This window comes from Halorubrum salsamenti (genome assembly GCF_007671685.1).
Taxonomy (GTDB): domain Archaea; phylum Halobacteriota; class Halobacteria; order Halobacteriales; family Haloferacaceae; genus Halorubrum; species Halorubrum salsamenti.
The window spans coordinates 709,096-728,299 of the sequence record NZ_VCNL01000001.1 but is presented as its reverse complement, the minus strand read 5'-3'; the positions used below and the strand labels follow the sequence as shown (position 1 = coordinate 728,299).

At 67.5% G+C, this 19,204-nt stretch carries 15 protein-coding genes, 1 tRNA gene and 1 pseudogene; 12 read left to right on the top strand and 5 right to left on the bottom strand.

What is annotated here, in order from left to right:
• Positions 1-585: 585 nt before the first annotated feature.
• From FGL94_RS03570 to FGL94_RS03545, 6 genes and pseudogenes are all read left to right on the top strand, one after another.
• Positions 586-2,124 carry a TrkH family potassium uptake protein gene (locus FGL94_RS03570; protein WP_144920995.1) on the top strand — a complete coding sequence of 513 codons (1,539 nt, stop codon included), beginning with the start codon at positions 586-588 and terminating at the stop codon, positions 2,122-2,124.
• Positions 2,125-2,244: 120 nt separating this feature from the next.
• Positions 2,245-2,685: a universal stress protein gene (locus FGL94_RS03565; protein ID WP_144920993.1), complete on the top strand. Its 441-nt coding sequence runs from the start codon at positions 2,245-2,247 to the stop codon at positions 2,683-2,685.
• Positions 2,682-5,072: an amino acid permease gene (locus FGL94_RS03560; RefSeq protein ID WP_241659119.1), complete on the top strand. Its 2,391-nt coding sequence runs from the start codon at positions 2,682-2,684 to the stop codon at positions 5,070-5,072. Before FGL94_RS03565 ends, FGL94_RS03560 begins: the two co-directional genes overlap by 4 nt.
• A gap of 99 nt (positions 5,073-5,171) precedes the next feature.
• Positions 5,172-6,014, top strand: a pseudogene (locus FGL94_RS03555) (universal stress protein); the annotation flags it as partial.
• An 81-nt stretch (positions 6,015-6,095) separates the two neighbouring features.
• The gene (locus FGL94_RS03550; protein ID WP_144920991.1) at positions 6,096-6,779 is read left to right on the top strand and encodes a potassium channel family protein; all 684 of its coding nucleotides are present in this window, start codon (positions 6,096-6,098) and stop codon (positions 6,777-6,779) included.
• 1 nt (position 6,780) lies between these two features.
• A complete protein-coding gene (locus FGL94_RS03545; protein ID WP_144920989.1) occupies positions 6,781-8,475 on the top strand; it encodes a potassium transporter TrkG in 1,695 nt (564 codons plus the stop codon).
• Between the two features lie 42 nt (positions 8,476-8,517).
• On the opposite strand, the gene FGL94_RS03540 is transcribed toward FGL94_RS03545, so the two are convergent.
• Positions 8,518-8,874, bottom strand: coding sequence for a hypothetical protein (locus FGL94_RS03540; RefSeq protein ID WP_144920987.1), 357 nt, complete (start codon positions 8,872-8,874; stop codon positions 8,518-8,520).
• Between the two features lie 108 nt (positions 8,875-8,982).
• On the opposite strand from FGL94_RS03540, the gene FGL94_RS03535 reads away from it, so the two are divergent.
• Positions 8,983-10,683: an acyl-CoA mutase large subunit family protein gene (locus FGL94_RS03535; protein ID WP_144920984.1), complete on the top strand. Its 1,701-nt coding sequence runs from the start codon at positions 8,983-8,985 to the stop codon at positions 10,681-10,683.
• Positions 10,684-11,304: 621 nt separating this feature from the next.
• Here the strand turns inward: FGL94_RS03535 and FGL94_RS03530 are convergent.
• Positions 11,305-12,435 (bottom strand): polymer-forming cytoskeletal protein, encoded by a 1,131-nt coding sequence (locus FGL94_RS03530; protein WP_144920982.1) that lies wholly within the window; start codon positions 12,433-12,435, stop codon positions 11,305-11,307.
• A 174-nt stretch (positions 12,436-12,609) separates the two neighbouring features.
• On the opposite strand from FGL94_RS03530, the gene FGL94_RS03525 reads away from it, so the two are divergent.
• From FGL94_RS03525 to FGL94_RS03515, 3 genes are all read left to right on the top strand, one after another.
• Positions 12,610-12,792, top strand: coding sequence for a DUF5786 family protein (locus FGL94_RS03525; protein WP_050026968.1), 183 nt, complete (start codon positions 12,610-12,612; stop codon positions 12,790-12,792).
• Between the two features lie 102 nt (positions 12,793-12,894).
• Positions 12,895-13,092 carry a DUF5800 family protein gene (locus tag FGL94_RS03520; protein ID WP_008003718.1) on the top strand — a complete coding sequence of 66 codons (198 nt, stop codon included), beginning with the start codon at positions 12,895-12,897 and terminating at the stop codon, positions 13,090-13,092.
• Between the two features lie 113 nt (positions 13,093-13,205).
• Complete coding sequence (locus FGL94_RS03515; RefSeq protein ID WP_144920980.1) at positions 13,206-14,405, top strand: LEA type 2 family protein; 1,200 nt, start codon at positions 13,206-13,208, stop codon at positions 14,403-14,405.
• Positions 14,406-14,590: 185 nt separating this feature from the next.
• Here FGL94_RS03515 and FGL94_RS18145 read toward each other — a convergent pair.
• The 3 genes from FGL94_RS18145 to FGL94_RS03505 form a co-directional block, all read right to left on the bottom strand.
• A tRNA-Trp gene (locus tag FGL94_RS18145) sits at positions 14,591-14,765 on the bottom strand.
• Positions 14,766-14,897: 132 nt separating this feature from the next.
• On the bottom strand, positions 14,898-15,125 hold the full coding sequence (locus FGL94_RS03510; protein ID WP_049912230.1) for a DUF5795 family protein: 228 nt from the start codon (positions 15,123-15,125) through the stop codon (positions 14,898-14,900).
• 99 nt (positions 15,126-15,224) lie between these two features.
• A complete protein-coding gene (locus FGL94_RS03505; RefSeq protein WP_144920978.1) occupies positions 15,225-16,265 on the bottom strand; it encodes a DUF5794 domain-containing protein in 1,041 nt (346 codons plus the stop codon).
• Between the two features lie 710 nt (positions 16,266-16,975).
• Between FGL94_RS03505 and guaB the strand changes: the two genes are divergently transcribed.
• Together guaB and FGL94_RS03490 are read left to right on the top strand one after the other, a co-directional pair.
• On the top strand, positions 16,976-18,463 hold the full coding sequence (gene guaB / locus FGL94_RS03495) for an IMP dehydrogenase (RefSeq protein ID WP_144920974.1): 1,488 nt from the start codon (positions 16,976-16,978) through the stop codon (positions 18,461-18,463).
• A 132-nt stretch (positions 18,464-18,595) separates the two neighbouring features.
• Complete coding sequence (locus tag FGL94_RS03490) at positions 18,596-19,198, top strand: HalX domain-containing protein (protein ID WP_144920972.1); 603 nt, start codon at positions 18,596-18,598, stop codon at positions 19,196-19,198.
• Positions 19,199-19,204 lie beyond the last annotated feature (6 nt).

The window sequence follows — 19,204 nt, the reverse complement described above, 5'->3', positions numbered from 1 at the left end:
TATCCGCTTTTTAAATCGGGTCCTCAAACCGAATGCGCATTATAGGCGATCGATGCCGGGAGTAGATGTAGTACGCCGTGAGTGAGGCGGTTTATAAGGAAATATCGGTGTTGCCGTTGGCTGTTTATAAATGGTTGAGGCTGCTGGGATGACGACCGCCAAAGCCCCAGTCGCGAGGCGGACGCACGCTCGCTGTGCTCCTCGTCACTCGCTTCGATCGTTCCTGCGGTGTCGCCGGCGGCTTCGCCGCCGGCTTTCCGTGGCGCGTAGCGCCACGCTACTTACGTCGCCTGCGTCCGCCTCGCGACTGCCCCTTTGAGTCCCACCCACAGCACCCGCACTTCACTCCTCCCCAACCTCGCCGCTCACGTCCTGCGGGCGTTCGCGGCGTCCCTCGCGGGCTGGCTCGCGGCCGCCGATCTGCGATACCTACTCTCGCTATCGATCGCAGCCGTCCCGGTCGGATCGGAAGCGTATCCGAGGATACCACCGACGGATGACTTTTAAAAAGCCTTGGACCCCTACCGACGGCTTCTTATCGCATCGGAAAGCTACGGCTCACATCGGAACCTCTGAGGGACACTCGTGACGCGAACGACGGTCAACACGCGGGCGACGCTGAGCTACACCGGGAGCGTCGTTAAATACCTCTCGGCGTCGATGAGCGTCCCGCTCGTCGTGGCGCTGATCTACGGGGAGGACGCGGTCGCGTTCGCGGTCTCGCTGGCGATCGGCGTCGCGCTCGGCGCGGGAATGGAACGGCTCGACGACGAGCCGGATCTCGGACCGCGTGACGCGCTCGCGGTCGTCTCGCTCGCGTGGCTCATGGCCGCGATCGTCGGAGCGGTCCCGTACGTCATCGCCGGGTACGGGACCGCCTCGGCGCTCGGGCACCCGGTGAACGCGCTGTTCGAGTCGATGAGCGGATTCACCACGACCGGCGCGACGGCGACCGCGGAGATCAGCTTCGAGCAACACTCGCACGCCGTGTTGATGTGGCGGCAGCTCACGCAGTGGCTCGGCGGGATGGGGATCATCGTGCTGATGGTCGCGATCCTCCCGCAGCTGGCGGTCAACGGCGCGGAGCTGATGAAATCGGAGGCGCCGGGCCCGGGACTCCAGAAGCTCACGCCGCGGATCGCCGAGACGGCGCGGGCGCTCTGGCTGATCTACGCCGGATTCACGGCCGCGTTGATCGCGATCCTGTTCGGACTCGGGCTCACGCCGCTCGCGCCGAACATGGACCTGTACAACGCGATCGCTCACGGCTTCTCGACGCTCCCGACCGGCGGATTCTCGCCGCAGGCGGAGAGCATCGCGGCGTTCTCGCCCGTGGTCCAGTGGGTGTTCGTCCCCTTCATGGTGATCGCCGGAGTGAACTTCGCGCTGTTCTGGTTCGTGCTCCGCGACGACCCGACGCGGATGTTCGAGAACACCGAGTTCCGCATGTACCTCGGGCTGGTGACCGGGTTCGCGGCGGTGCTCGCGGTCGGGCTGTTCTACGGCGGTGCCCCCGTCACCGAAATCGGAGGGGTCACCGAGGGCGTCACGGAGAACGCGCTCAGACAGGGCGCCTTTCAGATCGCCTCGCTGCTGAACTCGACCGGGTTCGCGACCGCGGACTTCGCGCAGTGGGACACCCAGACGCAGTTCCTCCTTCTGTTCGCGATGTTTCTCGGCGGCTCGGCGGGTTCGACCGGCGGCGGGATCAAGATCATCCGGTGGCTCATCCTGTTGAAGACGCTTCGCCGGGAGCTGTACACGACGGCGAACCCCGACGTCGTCCGGCCGGTACGACTCGGCGGCGAGGTCGTCGACGAAGACGTGATCCGCGGTATCCTGGTGTTCACGCTCCTGTACTTCCTGCTGTTCGCGCTCGCGGCCGTGTTCATCGAAATCGACACGGCGCGGGTCGGAGAGGCGCTCACCGGTACGGAGGCGTTCGCGGCCTCGCTGGCGACGATCGGGAACATCGGACCGGGCCTCGGTCCGCTCGGTCCCTTCGGGAGCTACGAGTTCCTGCCGAACACGACGAAGCTGTTGATGATCGGGCTGATGTGGGTCGGTCGGCTGGAGATCGTTCCCGTGCTCGCGCTGTTCGTCACCGGAATCGACGAGCGCTGACGGTCCGCGTTCGAGAGCACCAGCGACGCGCTCTAACCGCGGGAGACGAGACTTGGACTCAGCTAACGACGCGACGTCTGAGAGCGTATCTTCTTAACTGGCGAGGCTATGAGTGTTGGTATGACGAGCACTGACCAACCGGTGGAACGGGACCTGCTCGACCACGTTCTCCTGCCGGTCGCCCACGAGGAGGACGCGCTGGCGACGGCGCGCGCGCTCGAACCCTATCGCCCGGAGCGCGTGACCGCCCTCCACGTCGTCGAGAAGGGCGGCGGCACTCCCGACAAGTCGCCGGTCGAACAGTCCGAGGAGCTCGCGGCCGAGTCGTACGCCGCGGTCCGAACCGTGTTCCCCGACGCCGACGACCACACCGCGTACGCCCGCGACGTCGTGGAAGCCATCTTCGACGCCGTCGACGAGGTCGGTGCGAGCGCCATCGCCTACCGCTCGCGGGACGGCAACCGCCTGCTGCAGTTCCTCTCCGGTGACCTCTCGCTCAAGCTCGTGACGAAGTCGCACGTACCCGTAATCGCGCTCCCGCCCGAGGGATCGACCGAATGAGCGACGAGGAGCTGGCAAAGGACCTCGGCCCCCTCGCCGCGCTCACGATCGGGATCGGGACGATGATCGGTGCCGGGATCTTCGTCCTCCCCGGTACCGCGGTCGCCCGGGCCGGGCCGCTCGCGGCGGCCACGTTCGTCCTCGGCGGCGTGATCGCGCTGTTCACCGCGCTGTCCGCCTCCGAACTCGGCACCGCGATGCCGAAGTCGGGCGGCGCGTACTTCTACGTCAACCGCGCGCTCGGGCCGCTGTTCGGCTCCGTCGCGGGGTGGGCGAACTGGCTCGGACTCGCGTTCGCCTCCGCCTTCTACATGTACGGCTTCGGCGAGTACGTCAACGCGCTCGTCGGGCTCGGCCCCGTCGGGGTCGGCCCGCTGACGCTGGAGGCGGCGCAGGTGATCGGGCTCGCCGGCGCGCTGCTTTTCATCGCGGTCAACTACTTCGGCGCGAAGGAGACGGGCGGACTCCAGATCGTCATCGTGATGTCGCTTTTGGGCATCCTCGCCGTGTTCACCGTCGTCGGCATGCTGAACGCCGACATGGAGTCGCTGCGACCGATCGCGCCGCCGGGAACGACGAGCCAGGTACTCCCGGTGACGGGGATCATCTTCGTCTCGTATCTCGGGTTCGTGCAGATCACCTCGGTCGCCGAGGAGATCAAAAACCCCGGGCGGAACCTCCCGCTCGCGGTCCTCGGCTCGGTCGTCATCGTCACGGTCGTGTACGCGCTGTTCCTCGTCGTGCTGCTCGCGGCGGTGCCGAACGAGCTCGTCGCGAACAACGAGACCGCGGTCGTCGACGCCGCGCGTCTCCTCTTCGGCAACTACGAGGTGTTCGGCTACTCGCTGGGCGCCGTCGGCGCCGGCATGCTGCTGATCGGCGGACTGCTCGCGACCGCCTCGTCGGCGAACGCCTCGATCCTCTCGTCGTCGCGGATCAACTTCGCGATGGGCCGAGAGAAGATCGTCACCCCGAAGCTCAACGAGATCCACAGCCGGTTCGGAACCCCCTACAAGTCGATCGCGCTCACCGGCGCGCTCATCCTCGTGTTCCTCGTCGCCGGCGGCGTCGAGTCGCTGTCGACGATGGGGTCCGTGCTCCACCTCATCGTCTACGGGCTGCTTAACCTCGCGCTCATCGTGATGCGCGAGTCGGAGGTCGAGGGGTACGACCCCGACTTCGAGGTCCCCTTCTACCCGGCCGTCCCGATTATCGGGACGGTGTCGTCGTTCGCGTTGATCGCCTACATCGAGCCGACGATCATCCTGATCTCGTTCGGACTCGTCGCCTTCGCCGTGCTTTGGTACCTGCTGTACGCCCGCACCCGCGTCGAGGCCCGCGGCGTGTTGGGGACGTGGATCCTCGACCGCTCCGACGAGCTGCCCAAGCCCGCCGTGTCGGCGGCCACGTCGGTCCAGCCGAGCGGCGACGACTACCGCGTGATGGTGCCGCTCGCGAATCCGGCGACCGAGGAGCACCTGATCACGCTCGCGTCGGCCATCGCCAAGCAGCGGAACGGGACGGTCGTCGCGGTCAACATCGCGAACGTCCCCGACCAGACGTCGCTGGAGGCCGCCCGCGACCGCGGCGCTCACGAGGCGGCACACGACCTCCTCGACGCGGCCCGAGACGACGCCGAGACGTTCGGCGTCGACGTGGAGACGCACGTCGTCCTCTCGCACCGCGTGTTCGAGGAGGTGTTCGACGCCGCCAAGACGTACGGCGCCGATCTCACCGTGATGGGCTGGGGCGAGGACTCCCACGGCGCGCCGGGGCGCGCGGAGACGGCGGTCGACGAGCTCGCGCACTCGCTCCCCTCCGACTTCCTCGTGTTCCGCGACCGCGGGTTCGACCCCTCGCGGATCCTCGTGCCGACCGCCGGCGGGCCGTCTTCGGATCTGTCCGGCGCGGTCGCCAAGATGCTCCAGACGGAGTTCGACGGCGAGGTCACCCTCCTTCACGTCGCCGACGACGAGGACGCCGGAAGGCGGTTCCTCACCGAGTGGGCCGCCGAGCACGACCTCTCCGACGCGACGCTGCGGATCGAGAGCGGAGACGTGGAAGCCGCTATCGACCGAGCCGCACGCGACGCCACGATGCTGATCATCGGCGCGACTCAGAAGGGACTGCTCTCGCGGTTGGTCCGCGGATCGCTCGTGTTGCAGGTGCTCGAGGACGTGGAGTGCTCCGTGCTGCTCGCGGAGAAGCGCGACGAACGCGGCATCCGTGCTCGGCTGTTCGGGAGCGGCTCCCGGGCGAACGTAGAGGACGGTGACGCCACCGACACCGCCGAGGCGGAGGACGCGGGCGCCGTCGCCGAGGCGGAGGACGCGAGCGCCGTCGCCGAGGCGAGGAGCGACGACGAGGTCACGCGGGTGGACGAGTGAGCGGAGCGGACGGATGAGCGGAACGGACGAACGAGCGAGGAGACGTTCGCCGAGGACCGAGGGACCGTGTTCGGGATGACGATCGGCGCCGGCGCGCCGACGGAGACCGAGGGACCGACGGTCATGGTCGCGGTGTCGAACCCGCGGACCGAGAGCGCGCTCGTCGCCCTCGCCGGCGCGCTCGCCCGGCACGAGGGCGGGCGCGTGCTCGCGACGCACGTCGTGACGGTTCCGGATCAGACGTCGCTCGAGAAGGCGGCGGAGGACCGGGAGAAGCTCGACCGGTCCTCCGAGGAGCTGCTCGACGCCGCCGTCGCCGACGCGGCCGCCTTCAACGTGCCGATAGAGACGAAGACGGTCCTCTCGCACCGCGGGATCGAGGAGGTGTTCGACGCGGCGCGGACGAACGACGCGGACACCGTCGTGATGGGGTACGGCGGGACGCGGTTCGCTGGCGGGCGCGTCGAGGGGTCGCTGGACGAACTCACCCACGACCTCCCGTGCGACTTCCTCGTCCTGGACGGCCGGCGGCTGGACCCCTCGGACGTGCTCGTGCCGACCGCCGGCGGCCCCTCCTCCGACCTCTCCGCGGAAGTCGCGACGGCGCTCCGGGACGTCGCCGGGGCGGACGTCTCGCTGCTGCACGTCGTCGAGTCGGGCGCCGAGGCGGCCGGCCGTGAGTTCCTCGTCGACTGGGCGGACGGCCACGGGTTGGGCGACGCCGACCTGCGAATCGAGACGGGCGACGTCGACGACGCGATCGGCCGTCTCGGTGGGGGGTACGACCTCGTTATCGTCGGCGCGACGGAGCGCGGGCTGCTCTCGCGGATCGTCCGCGGATCGCTGGCGTACGACGCCATCGAACGCCTCGACACGCCGGTGTTGCTCGCGGAGCGACCGTCCTCGCGGTCGCTCCGCGAGCGGCTGTTCGGCGGGCACTGAGAGCGTCCGCTGCGGTGGACCCGGCCCGTGTTTCCGCGCGGAGCGGTAGGCTTTCGGTGGTCGCTTCTGAAACGCCGTCACATGTATTTGGTCGTCGTGGGCGCGGGCGACATCGGGACGCCGCTCGTCAAGCTCGCGACCGAGAGCGGCAACGAGGTCGTCGTCATCGAGCGCGACGAGGAACGGGCGGAGCGGGCGTCCCGAGGGTACGACTGTCTCGTCATCAACGACGACGCGACATCGAAGGAGACGTTACAGGACGCCGGGGCCGACCGCGCCGACGCCCTCATCTCGACGACGGATCAGGACGCGACGAACATCATGGTCTGTCTGCTGGCACAGGAGCTGTCCGTCCCGAACATCGTCTCGGTCGTCCACAACCCCGAGCATATGAACGTGTTCGAACAGATCGGGGTCAACACGATGCAGAACCCCCAGAGCCTTATCGCGGAGTACCTCTACCGGGCGGTGAGCCGACCGTCGGTTGTCGACTTCATGCACATCGGCGAGGAGGCGGAGGTGTTCGAGATCACCGTCGGGCCCGAGGCGCCGATCGCCGGGAAGACGCTGCGCGAGGCTGACGAGGCGGGCCTGATCGGCGGACAGACGCTGATCGTCGCCGTCGAGCGCGACGGGACAGACACTCCGATAACACCGCGGGGAAACACGCGAATCGAGGCGGGCGACCTGCTCACGGTGTACTCGGGAAGCGGCGTGACTCCCGAGGTGACGGACGTGTTCGGTCACCCGGAGGACCACGGCTGAGATGGCCGAACGGAACGGCGGCCGACTCCCGTCCGATCTGGCTGTGATCGCCCGGGACATCGGCTCGCTCCTCCTGATGGAGGCGGGGCTGATGACCGTCACCGTTATCGTCGCCCTCGGGTTTCGGGAACTCCACGCGGCGCTCGGCTTCCTCGTCGCGGGCGGGGTGACCGCCCTCGTCGGCGGCCTCGCTAACCGGCGGTTCGCCGACGCCCCGGAGCCGAAGATGAAACACGGGATGGTGATCGCCGCCGGCGGGTGGCTCATGGTCGCCGCCTTCGGCGCCCTCCCGCTGTTTCTGACGGCGTGGGTGACGCCGCCCGCCGTCATGGACGCGTTCGTTCCGGCCGCCGCGGACACGTCGTCGTGGGAACCGATCGGGGTCGGCGGGGCCACGACGCTCTCCAGTCTCGGTTACTTCCGCGACCCCCTGCACGCCTTCTTCGAGAGCATGAGCGGCTGGACCGGGAGCGGCCTGACGATGGCGGTCCACGAGCCGTCGCTGCCGCGGGCGGTGCAGTGGTGGCGGTCGTTCATCCAGTGGGTCGGCGGCGTGGGCGTCATCGTCCTCACCGTCTCCATCCTCTCGCGTCCCGGCAGCGGGAGCTACGCGCTCTACCGGAGCGAGGCCCGAGAGCGGAAGATCCACCCGAGCGTCGTCTCGACGGTCCGGACCGTCTGGAAGCTCGTGGTCGGCTACACGCTGCTGTCGTTCGCGGCGCTGTTCGTCGCGATCCGCGCGAGCGGGAGCGACTACGCCGAGTCGCTCTCGCTCGGCGAGACCGCCTGGCAGGCGCTCAACCACGCCATGACCGGACTGACGACCGGCGGGTTCTCCGTCACGGACGACTCGATCGCGACGTACGGCTCGCCGCTGGTCGAGGCCGTGCTGCTGCCGATCATGATCCTCGGCGCGATCGCGTTTCCCGTCCATTACGTCGTCCTCAGGGATCGGAGTCTGCGCGAGCTGGTAGGTGATCTCCAGACTCGGTGGCTGTTTACCCTGCTCGGGGCCGGAGTCGCCGCGCTCTCGGTGCAGAACGTCGCGTCCGTTCCGGTGGCTACCGACGCGTTCGCGACGGAGTCGTTCCTCGCGTTTCCGGTGCCGCTCCTCGACGGAGCGGGACTCGATGCGGTCCGGGACTCGACGTTCCAGTGGATCAGCGCGATGACCGCCACCGGTTTCCAGTCGGCGCCGATCGGGAACTGGGTCGCCGGCGCGAAGGTGTTGGTCGTCGGGGCGATGGTACTCGGCGGCGCCGCCGGGTCCACGGTCGGCGGTATCAAGATCGTTCGGGCGTACACGGTCGCGCGGGGGATCATCTGGCAGTTCTCCCGCGTGTTCCTCCCGAGTAACGCCGTCGTCACCGCGCGCATCGGCGATCGGACGCTGGACCGCGAGACGATGGAACGCGAGTTCGGAGAGGCCGCCATCGTCACCCTGCTGTGGCTCGTCGCGCTCGTCGTCGGGAGCCTCGTGCTCGTCAACGTCGCCGGTCCGGAGTTCGACTACGCCGACGCGCTGTTCGAGGTCGCCAGCGCACAGGGGAACGTCGGCCTCTCGTCCGGGATCACCGGGCCGTCGATGTCGCCGGTGGCGGAGGCGATGTTCCTCTTCAACATGTGGATCGGGCGGCTGGAGATCATTCCGGTGCTGGTGTTCATCCGAGCCGGGATCCGGGGGCTGAACCCGTAGCACCCGGGTAACCCGTCGGAACCGACCGCCTCCGTCTCTCGTTCACTCCTCTTGTGCTTGTACCGTTCCCATGAACGACCAGTGCACCTTGCGGCTCCCGTCCGGCTGGGGCTCCTCCGTGACGTGGTAGAGGTAGGGGCCGTGCGGGCAGTCGTCGCAGCCGTCGGCACACCGGAACTGCTTCACGACCTCGGTGTACCCCTCGTGTTCAGTGACTCGGAGAATGTCGTCGTTGGCTTCCGCTTCGACGGGAAGCTCCGCCTCCCCGTGGAAGTGGAGCAGCTCCTGCGCGTGAACGATCGCCTTCCGAAGCTCATCGGGCGTGCAACCGGTCAGCGCGTCGACGATCGTCGGCGGTAATCCTTCGGGCGGCGTCGGACGCTCCGAGGAGTCGGCCATAGTCGGGGATTGATTCCGAGCGCATATAATGGATCCGTGGGATGATCGGACCGTGAGAGTCTCCAATCATAATGAATATTTATACGGGACCGGCGGGTAGCTGCCGGCATGTACGACGACGAGGAGCTCTCCGAGATCCGCGAGGCCCACGCGGAGTGGGAGGCGGAGACGCTCGATCCGGCCCTCGACAGCCACGGCGAGCGAAAGGACCGGTTCGCGACGGTGTCGAACCACGAAGTTGATCGCTTATATACGCCCGCGGACGTGGCCGACATCGACTACGAGTCGGACCTCGGCTTCCCAGGAGAGGAGCCGTACACCCGCGGCGTCTACCCGACGATGTACCGCGGGCGGACGTGGACGATGCGGCAGTTCGCCGGCTTCGGCACCGCAGAGGAGACGAACGAGCGCTTCCACTACCTGATCGACGAGGGCCAGACCGGGCTCTCGACCGCCTTCGACATGCCCTCGCTGATGGGGCTCGACTCCGACGACCCGATGTCGCTCGGCGAGGTCGGCAAGGAGGGCGTCGCCGTCGACACGCTCCGGGACATGGAGGTGCTGTTCGACGGCATCGACGTGGGCGAGGTGTCCACCTCCTTCACGATCAACCCGAGCGCGCCCGTGATCTACGCGATGTACGTCGCCATCGCGGACCGGCAGGGCGTGCCGCGCGAGGAGGTCCGGGGAACCCTCCAGAACGACATGCTCAAGGAGTTCATCGCGCAGAAGGAGTGGGTGGTCCCGCCGGAGCCATCCCTCGATATCGTGACGGACACGATCGAGTTCGCGGTGGAGGAGACCCCCAAGTTCAAACCCATCTCGGTGTCGGGGTACCACATCCGCGAGGCGGGGTCGACGGCGGTCCAGGAGCTCGCGTTCACCCTCGCCGACGGGTTCGCGTACGTCGAGGACTGCCTCGACCGCGGGCTCGACGTCGACGCGTTCGCCCCGCAGCTCTCCTTCTTCTTCAACTCGCACAACTCGGTCTTCGAGGAGGTGGCGAAGTTCCGCGCCGCCCGCCGGATCTACGCGCGGATCATGGACGAGTGGTACGACGCGGAGGCCGACGCCTCGAAGCGGCTCAAGTTCCACACGCAGACCGCGGGCCAGTCGCTGACGGCCCAACAGCCTTTGAATAACGTCGTCCGCGTCACGCTCCAGGCGCTCGCGGGCGTGCTCGGCGGCACCCAGAGCCTCCACACCAACTCCTTCGACGAGGCGCTGGCGCTCCCCTCCGAGCAGGCCGTCCGGGTCGCGCTCCGCACCCAGCAGATCATCGCCGAGGAGTCGGGCGCGGCCGACATCGTCGACCCGCTCGGCGGGTCGTTCGCGGTGGAGGCGCTCACCGACGAGGTCGAGGCGGAGGCGACCGCGTACATCGAGGAGATCAGGGAGATGGGCGACGGCTCCGTCCGCGACGGCGTGCTCCGCGGGATCGAGGAGGGGTACTTCCACCGCGAGATCCAGCAGGCCTCCTACGAGTACCAGGAGCGCGTCGACAGCGGCGAGGAAACCGTGGTCGGCGTCAACGCCTACGAGATCGACGACGACACGCGCCCGGACCTGCTCCACGTCGACGAGACGACGCGGGAGCGACAGCTCGACCGGCTCGAATCGGTGAAAGCGGAGCGCGACGACGACGCGGTCGAGGCGGCCCTCGACGACTTGCAGGGGGCGATCGACGCCGACGAGAACGTGATGCCGGCGATCGTCGCGGCGGTGAAGGAGTACGCCACGATGGGCGAAATCATGGCGGTGTTCGAGGCGGAGTACGGAACCTACCGGGAGCGGGTCGGCGTGGCGTAAGCGAATGAAGCGCCGTTGAACACCTCCGGTTCGCACGTCTGTCAGTCCGAAAGGGTTGGTCGATGTGGACCGCTTCTTGATCGATAGCGGGAGTAGGTATATCGGTGCGGTTGATTGGTCGTTTATAAGTCGGGTCGCGGTGTTGCTGTCGGCTGTTTATAAGCGATCGACGGCTTTGCGGTGAGGGTCTCCAAAGCCCCAGCCGCGAGGGCTCGCGCGCCTTGTTGTGCTCCTCGCTCAGTCGCTAGCGCTCCCTCGCTGCGGTGCTTACTGCGGCGTGCTTCGCCCTCGCGACTGCCCCTTTGAGTCCTCCAGCACCGCAACCGCAGCCTCACGCCTCCCCAGCCTCGTCGGCCGGCACTTATAAGCGCCGGCCGACTCCCTCGCGCGGCGCCGTTCGCGGCCTGTCGGCCGCTCACGGGCGCGCGCCACCGCAGACCCATTTATAAGCGACCGTCGCTGTCGCTCACAGTCGTTTAAATACGTCATCACCGCCCCCGATCTGCAACACTCACTCCCGCTATCGATCAAGAAGCACGCTTGGGAGAACGGTCGTTTCGGACGATTCTCTGTCTGAAGAGGAGGATTTCAACGGACCTCATCGATTGTAAATGACCTCAGCTACGTCGCTTCAGCGTCGACGTCTGGTTCTTCGGGCTCTGGCTCATCATCATCTGAACCCTTCGGCTCCGAGTCCTCGGCATCGGACTCATCGTCAGAACTCTCACCGCCGGACTCGGCGTCGTCCTCGGCTGCGTCCTCGTCGGCTGCGTCGTCCTCGTCGGGGTCGGCCATCGTTTCCGAGTCCGCCCGTTCGTCGTCCGTCGCTTCAGAGTCCGACTTAACGTCGTCCGTGGAGTCGTCGCCGCCATCGCTATCGGCCCCCTCTTCTCCAGCTCCACCCTCGTCGCCGCCGGTCTCCTGAACGAGCTTCATCTCGCCGCGGGCGCGGAGGGTGCCGTCGATCTCGGCGCCGTCGTGCACGACGAGGTCGCCGGCGGAGACGTCGCCGAGGACCCGCGCGCCGGCCTCCACGGTGACGGTTCCGCCGCGCGTGGTGACGTCGCCGTGGATCGTCGTGTCCGCGCCGACCGTGATCCCCTCGCGGGCGCGCAGGGAGCCGAACACCTCGTCGCGCTCGCCGACGCGGATCGACTCCGCCCGGAGGTTGCCGTGGAGCCGACAGTCGTCGCCGACGGTCGCGGGCGTCGAGACGCGCCACGCGTCGTCGGAGATCTCGGCGCCGCGCGGGACCAGCAGGGGGTCTCGCACTTCCTCGCCGTCGGCGAGCGCCTCCGCGAGGTCGTCGGCCGCGTCGGTCTCGCCGAGCCGTAAGAGCTGAGAGAGGACGATGAAGTAGAAGACGAGGGTGGGGACGGGGTTCCGGATGACGATCCACCCGTTCGCCTCGAACCCCTCCTCGATCGTCACGTCGTCGCCGATGTCGAGGTCGCCGGAGACCATCAGCCGGCCGGTGACGGTCACCCGCTCGCCGAGGTACGCGTCCTCGCCGACGAGGACGTTGCCGTCGACGGAACACCAGGTGTCCAACCGGCAGTCGCCCTCGGCCTCGATGTCGTTTTCGACGCTCACGCGCTCGCCCAGCGCGACGTTGCGACCGCGGAGCCCGAACTCCACGGTCGACTGGCCGCCCACGAGCACGTCGCCGTCGGTGACGAGGTCGTGCTCCTCGACGGTCGTCCCGGACGGGACGGCGAGCTCCTCTATCGGACCGCCTCCCCTCAGCGACACACCGGGAGAACTCCCTCCGCCCGTATAAACCGTGTGGGGTCGTCCGACGCGCGTCGGACGCGGACGGGCAGTGCGCGGAACACGACGGTCGGTCCGCCCCGGTTCCGTGTGGGGGGCGTTGCCGAACCGTCGCGGTGTCACTACCCTTATGAGGCCGGCGCGGAAGGCTCAGGCATGGGATTCGGATCGTACGACGAGAGCGAGCAGAAGGATCAGGACGTAGATACCGACGACGACAGCGCCGTGAACGTCCACGAGAACGACCACGACGGCGAGGTCTCCATCGAGGGCGGCGCGTCGACCGACGACCTCGTCGGCCGGCTCTCGGAGATGAAAGACGACGAGGACGACGAGTAGGTCGCCCGTCGCCCCGAACGCGGGAGAGCGCTGGAGAACGGTTTTCGGGTCGATCGCGGCCGTGTCACGCCCCTTTTATCCGGTCGCAGCCTACCTCCCTCCATGAGCACCGACCTGACGTTCACCGATGACGGCGTCGACGTCGTCTACGAGGGCACCGAGTTCGAACTCGAAAAGGACCTGATCGAGGAGGCGACCGGGAAGGGGTACCGCGACGTCACCGATCACGAAGTGTTACAGATCGTCGCCGAGGAGCCCGATCTCGACGGCGAGCCGGTACGGATCGGCGACGTCCTGTAGGTCGCGACATAGACGGACCGGACGCGCGACGGCGAGACCTGTTACCGAGGCGAAAAGTGTGCGACACGATGCCAATGCGGTACGATTTTACGCTCCGACGAGGTTGAGCGAGTATGAATCCGAGCGACGTTCTCTCCGCGCTCGTCAGCTCGAAGCTCAGGGTCGCGCTCCTCGGGGTGCTCGTCCTCGGCGGAACCGTCGGCGGCGCCTTCGCTCTCGGAGTGCTCGGCGTGCCGAGCGTCGCCGCCGTCGACAACACGTTCGGCGACGTGACGAACGAGACCACGGAGATCGAGACGGATCTCGTCGTTTCGAACCCGAACCCCGTCGGCGTCGGCCTCGACGGCGTCTCGGTGAACTACACGGTCTCGATGAACGACATCGAGATGGCGCAGGGCGGCCGGGAGGGCGTGCAGATCGGCACCGGGAACTCCACACTGAACCTCGAGACGCGGCTGCGAAACGACGGGATTCCGCCGTGGTGGGTGAGCCACGTCCGCAACGGCGAGCGGACGACCCTCGACATCGACGCGACCGCCACTTCGGAACGCCTCGGCCGAGGCGTCGACTTCTCGCGGAGCCGTGAGATCCGGACGGATCTGCTCGGCGCGTTCAACTCCGACGAGACGCGGCCCGTGAACGCCGACAGCCCGCTGACGGACGACCCCGTCCTCTACGTCAACGAGACGCGGGGCGAGTGGGGGACCGTCAGCGAGTCGGAGACGCCGATCGAGATGGCGTTTACGGTGTACAACCCGAACATCGAGCCGTACGCCGTCACGGAGATCGGCTACGACATCACCATGAACGGGGTGGAGATGGGATCGGGACAGACCGATGAGGGGTACGTGATCCCCTCGCAGAGCACCGAGACGGTCGAGTTCACGACGGCGCTCCAGAACCGCCACCTCGACGACTGGTGGGTCACCCACCTCGACGAGGACGTTCGCGGACACCAGGTGACGGGCCTCCGGATCGAGTTCTACGCCGTGATCGAGTTCCCGGGCGGCGGGGAGGCCACCGTCCCGCTCGACGCGCTCACCTACGAGGAGACGATCGAGACGGACATCTTCGGCGAGGGCGACGACGTGCGGAACGGGACCGACCCGTCAGGGGACGGGTCCGGCACCGAAGACGGCGGAAACGAGACCGACGACGGCGCGTCTGACGGCGGCAACACGACCGATAGTGAAAGCGGAACCGACGACAGCGACGGCGACACCACCGAAAACGAGACCGACGACGGTTCGGATGACGGAACGGAGAACGAGACTGACGACGGCGATGATGACGACGGCGTGTTACCGTTATAACGGCTTCTGGTCGACTGCGCTCGATTTTGGCAGCCGATCGATCGAAGTGGAGTCGCACGCCGAGTTCTTCTGTCCTCAGCCAGTTTCGAACAGGTCGGCCACAGATCGCCGGCATCCAAGCGCGATTATTCGCGGACGGATAATTGTGGACGTACGCACCGCTCAGCGTTTGGGAACTGAGATAATGGGGCCGGAGGGATTTGAACCCCCGATCGACTGATATCTCCGGTGCGCCTCGGAACTCCAGAGGGTCGTCAACACGACCGATGATCAGTCGGCCGCTCGGTATATCAGTCTGGAGTGTCGTCCCGGGCGCAAGCCTCTGGAGTCAGTCGCCATGCCTGGCTTGGCCACAGCCCCGCGTGATCTCGCATCAGTTGGTTGCCGAAACGCGGATAAAGGGGTTTCGATCGCGAGCGATCGGGCGACGGGACGGCCGAGCGGGCCGGACGAGACGAAGCGAGGCGGACCGGAGACGACGAGGCCGCGCGGTCACTCCTCTCGGTCGTCGGCGCTCCAGTCGCACTCCTGACACTTGTAGCCCGTGACGAACTCGGTGACGCTCGGCATGTAGCCGACCGAGATGACGTCGCTACCGCACTCGGGACAGTCGCGGTCGGCGTCCGCGATCGATTCGGCTTCGAGGACCGACTCGCCCTCGACCAACTCCGCGAGCTTCTCGGGCGTCACCATCCGCCCCTGCACAACGCGATTGGACATACCCACCGTTCACCGCCGAGCACCTAAACACCGGCGACACGCGGGGCGGGAGCTGATCTCGTCGACCGCGTCTCCCTCGGCCCCCGATCTAGTCAGTGCCTACAGCCACGGCGCCCGGGAGTCGTCGTCCGCGAAGGGGTCCGTGCCGTCCCCGTCGTCGCTCGGGGTCGAGGAGTCGCCGCCGTTGGCGATCACCGCCACGTCGTCGTCGACGATGGGGCCGGGCGCGGTCGGCGCGTCGAGCGGCGGTTCGGTCGAATCCGGGTCTCCGCCGTCGTCCGCGTCGCCGTCGGCGTCCGTGTCGCCGTCGACGTCGTTCGCGCCGTCGGCGTCGTCTCCGGCGGCAGCGTCGGGATCGTCCGGGTCGTCGCCGGCGCCTTCGCCCGCGGGACCGTCCGCCGGTCCGGCGTTCGGGTCGTAGGCGAACAGGGTCGTCACGCCGAGCACCGCCAGCGCGATGGGCGCCTCGGTCTGCATGAGGTCGAAGGGGCCGAGCAGGATCGGCAGCGCGAGCACGCCCAGCGCGACGGCCGAGCCGAACCGGAACCGGTCGATGTCCACGCGGCCGCGGAGGTGCGGCGACAGCAGCGCGATCGCCAGCGCGAACGCGACGCCGACGCCGGCCGCGGCGGCGCCGTTGAGGACGTACTCCGGGGAGGTCCGGAGGGCGAACCCGGACGGCTCGAAGCTGGCCACGAGCCCGAGCGAGATGATGACGCCGGGGCTCGGCAGGTACTCGCCGATCTCCGAGCTCGCGGTCTTGGCGGCGATCGTGAGGATCACCAGCCCGGCGAAGCGCTCGAAGACGGGGAGGTTCAGGAACCCCCTGAACGTGGGAGCGAAGGCGGCCTCAATCGCGGCGAGCGGGACGATGACCGCGCCGATCAGCAGCACGGAGACGACCATCTGCCGGCGGCTGCCGTCCATCTCCGCGAGGATCACCGCGGCGGTCGCTGAGCCGCCGAAGATGAGGATCCCCGTCTCGATCACGCCCGTCGCCGTCGTCAGGACGCCGGCGACGACGAGGGCGGGGAAGATCCCGTCGACGAGCGGCAGCACCATCACGGTCGCGAGCAGCTTCGTCGCGCTCCCGACCTGCTGTTCCAGCCGGAGGGCGATCGGGTGACGTGAGACGCTCATTCAGGGGCGATAACCCTGACCGACGGGTACACGGTAGGAAGCGGGCGACCGGCGATAGCCGAGGGCCCGGAGTGCGGAGTCGAATCCGCGAGCGGCCCGACGAGCCCATGTAAAGCGTTTGCGCGAATTGCCGGCTGTAAAGCGGGCGCCGAGGTTGAGGATCGGCTGGCCGGCGGTACGCGCATTCACGGGACTGTCGGAGTCCATACCTCATATATCCGTTTCGGTTGCGTTAAAGGTTGTGTGAGACGTGCCCGCACGGGGCGAGAGATCGGTACACGGCCTTTATAAGCAACTCATGGATGTATCGGCGGAGATACGGTGTAGGTGACGATTCCTCGGAGACGCGCCGACATCGATGAGCGATCCGTGTCCGATCGGTTCGCCGTCGGGCGAACGGAGCGGGAACGCCGATCGAATCGGGTATCGGAGCGAGCACTCAAACGGACGACCGACTTTCGACCGCCAGACTGCTACTCGTCGGCGCTACCGAACCGTGTCGACGGCCGTGACTCCGAACGCGGAGCGTCGATGCCTCCGGAGAGGGGGCGCGCAACACCGGACTCGTCACGCAAACAGAACTCGGCGCGCAACTCAACGCCGATCAATATCGATCCACGAGAATGCATATTACGTGAATGTGGATGACAACGACGTACACGTCCGTGCTGACTCGCAACGCTTTTTATCGGCGACTCACGACGGTTTATATGGCGACAGACTCCGGTCGATTCTCAGCGAAGCTCGATGTCCCGGAAGCGTTGACGTTCGACGACGTACTGTTAAAGCCCAAAGAGAGCCGCGTCGAGCCAGACGACGCGGACCTCTCCGCGCGCGTCTCGAAGAACGTCGAGCTCACCGTCCCGGTCCTCTCGGCGGCGATGGACACGGTCACCGAGAGCGACCTCGCGATCGCGATGGCCCGCGAGGGCGGACTCGGCGTGCTCCACCGCAACATGACCGTCGAGGAGACGGCCGCGGAGGTCGGTCGCGTCAAGCGCGCGCACGAACTCGTCATCCGCCGCGAGAACGTCGTGACCGTCTCCCCCGACGACACGGTTCGCGAGGCCGACGCCGTGATGGAGCGTCAGGGCGTCTCCGGCGCCCCGGTCGTCGACGGGGACGACACGGTCTTAGGGATCATCTCGGGCACCGACATCCGCCCCTACCTGGAGGTCGGCGAGGACGACGCCGTTCGCGAGGCCATGACCGACGAGGTCATCACCGCGCCCGAGGAGGTCGACGCCCGCGAGGCGCTCGAACTGATGTACGACCACAAGATCGAGCGCGTCCCGATAGTCGACGACGACGACCGGCTCGTCGGGCTCGTCACGATGCAGGGAATCTTACAGCGCCGCGAGCACGAGGAGGCCGCCCGCGACGAGGACGGTCGCCTGCTCGCCGGCGTCGCGGTCGGCCCCTTCGAGGAGGAGCGAGCGATCGCGGCCGACGAGGCCGACGTCGACGTGATCTTCATCGACTGCGCGCACGCCCACAACCTCAACGTGCTCGACTCGGCGCGGGCGATCAAAGAGACCGTCGAGGCCGACGTGGTCGTCGGCAACGTCGGGACGCGCGAGGCCGCCGAGGCCGCCGTCGACTTCGCGGACGGGCTGAAGGTCGGCATCGGTCCGGGCTCGATCTGCACCACCCGCGTGGTGAGCGGCGCGGGGATGCCCCAGATGACCGCCGTCTCGCAGGTGGCCGACGTGGCATCCGAACACGGCGTCCCGGTGATCGCCGACGGCGGGATCCGCTACTCCGGCGACGCGATCAAGGCGCTCGCCGCAGGCGCGAGCGCGGTCATGCTCGGCTCCTACTTCGCTGGCACCGACGAGGCGCCCGGCCGCGTCATCACGATGCAGGGGAAAAAGTACAAGCAGTACCGCGGGATGGGGTCGGTCGGCGCGATGAAGTCCGGCGGCGGCGACCGCTACCTCAAGGAGGAGGACGAAGACGAGGAGTTCGTCCCGGAGGGCGTCGAGGCCGCGACCCCGTACAAGGGGAGCCTCGCCTCCGAGCTCCATCAGCTCACGGGCGGCATCTGCTCCGGGATGGGGTACGTCGGCGCCGGGACCGTCCCCGAGCTGCACGAGCGCGCCGAGTTCGTCCGCGTCTCCAGCGCCGGACAGACCGAGGGACACCCCCACGACGTGATGATCACCGACGAGGCGCCCAACTACAGCCCGGACGAGTGACGCGGCGGTAACGGCATCGCGTTCCGGGGTCGAACGATCTCGAAACCGGTGACGCGGACCCGAAGAGGTATTTTAATATAGTCCGCGCAGAGACGAAACGTGTGAGCGAATACGTCGTCGCTCGGGTCATCCATGAGTGAGCAACCGCCGCTGGTCCTCGTGGTTGAGGACGAACCTGACTTGGCCGACCTGTACGCCGCGTGGCTCGGCGACGAGTATCGCGTCCGGACCGCGTACGGCGGCCAGGAGGCGTTAGACGAGCTCGACGAGGCCGACGACGAGGTCGACGCGATCCTGTTGGATCGACGGATGCCGGGGCTCTCCGGCGACGAGGTCCTCGCCGCGGTCCGGGAGCGCGGCATCGACTGCCGCGTCGCGATGGTGACCGCGGTCGAGCCCGACTTCGACATCCTGAAGATGGGATTCGACGACTACCTCGTGAAACCGGTCACCAGCGACACCCTCTGCGAGACGGTCGAAGGGCTGCTCCGCCGCGGAGAGTACGACACCGAGATGCAGGAGCTGTTCTCCCTGACCTCCAAGAAGGCGATGCTGGAGACTGAAAAAAGCGCCACCGAGCTCGCGGACAACGAGGAGTACCAGCGGCTCACCGACCGGATCGACGAACTCCGGTCGCGGGCCGACCAGTCGCTGGAGGCGGTGACCGAGGACGACGACTTCGAGAAGCTGTTTCAGGAATTCGACGACGACGTCGGCGCCGATATCGACGAGTGACGCCGC

Bases quoted from the DNA above. Each gene is read 5' to 3' on its own strand.
- FGL94_RS03565 (WP_144920993.1), top strand. From the start codon at position 2,245: ATGACGAGCACTGACCAACCGGTGGAACGGGACCTGCTCGACCACGTT.
- FGL94_RS03560 (WP_241659119.1), top strand. From the start codon at position 2,682: ATGAGCGACGAGGAGCTGGCAAAGGACCTCGGCCCCCTCGCCGCGCTC.
- FGL94_RS03550 (WP_144920991.1), top strand. From the start codon at position 6,096: ATGTATTTGGTCGTCGTGGGCGCGGGCGACATCGGGACGCCGCTCGTC.
- FGL94_RS03545 (WP_144920989.1), top strand. From the start codon at position 6,781: ATGGCCGAACGGAACGGCGGCCGACTCCCGTCCGATCTGGCTGTGATC.
- FGL94_RS03540 (WP_144920987.1), bottom strand. From the start codon at position 8,874: ATGGCCGACTCCTCGGAGCGTCCGACGCCGCCCGAAGGATTACCGCCG.
- FGL94_RS03535 (WP_144920984.1), top strand. From the start codon at position 8,983: ATGTACGACGACGAGGAGCTCTCCGAGATCCGCGAGGCCCACGCGGAG.
- FGL94_RS03525 (WP_050026968.1), top strand. From the start codon at position 12,610: ATGGGATTCGGATCGTACGACGAGAGCGAGCAGAAGGATCAGGACGTA.
- FGL94_RS03520 (WP_008003718.1), top strand. From the start codon at position 12,895: ATGAGCACCGACCTGACGTTCACCGATGACGGCGTCGACGTCGTCTAC.
- FGL94_RS03515 (WP_144920980.1), top strand. From the start codon at position 13,206: ATGAATCCGAGCGACGTTCTCTCCGCGCTCGTCAGCTCGAAGCTCAGG.
- FGL94_RS03510 (WP_049912230.1), bottom strand. From the start codon at position 15,125: ATGTCCAATCGCGTTGTGCAGGGGCGGATGGTGACGCCCGAGAAGCTC.
- FGL94_RS03505 (WP_144920978.1), bottom strand. From the start codon at position 16,265: ATGAGCGTCTCACGTCACCCGATCGCCCTCCGGCTGGAACAGCAGGTC.
- guaB (WP_144920974.1), top strand. From the start codon at position 16,976: ATGGCGACAGACTCCGGTCGATTCTCAGCGAAGCTCGATGTCCCGGAA.
- FGL94_RS03490 (WP_144920972.1), top strand. From the start codon at position 18,596: ATGAGTGAGCAACCGCCGCTGGTCCTCGTGGTTGAGGACGAACCTGAC.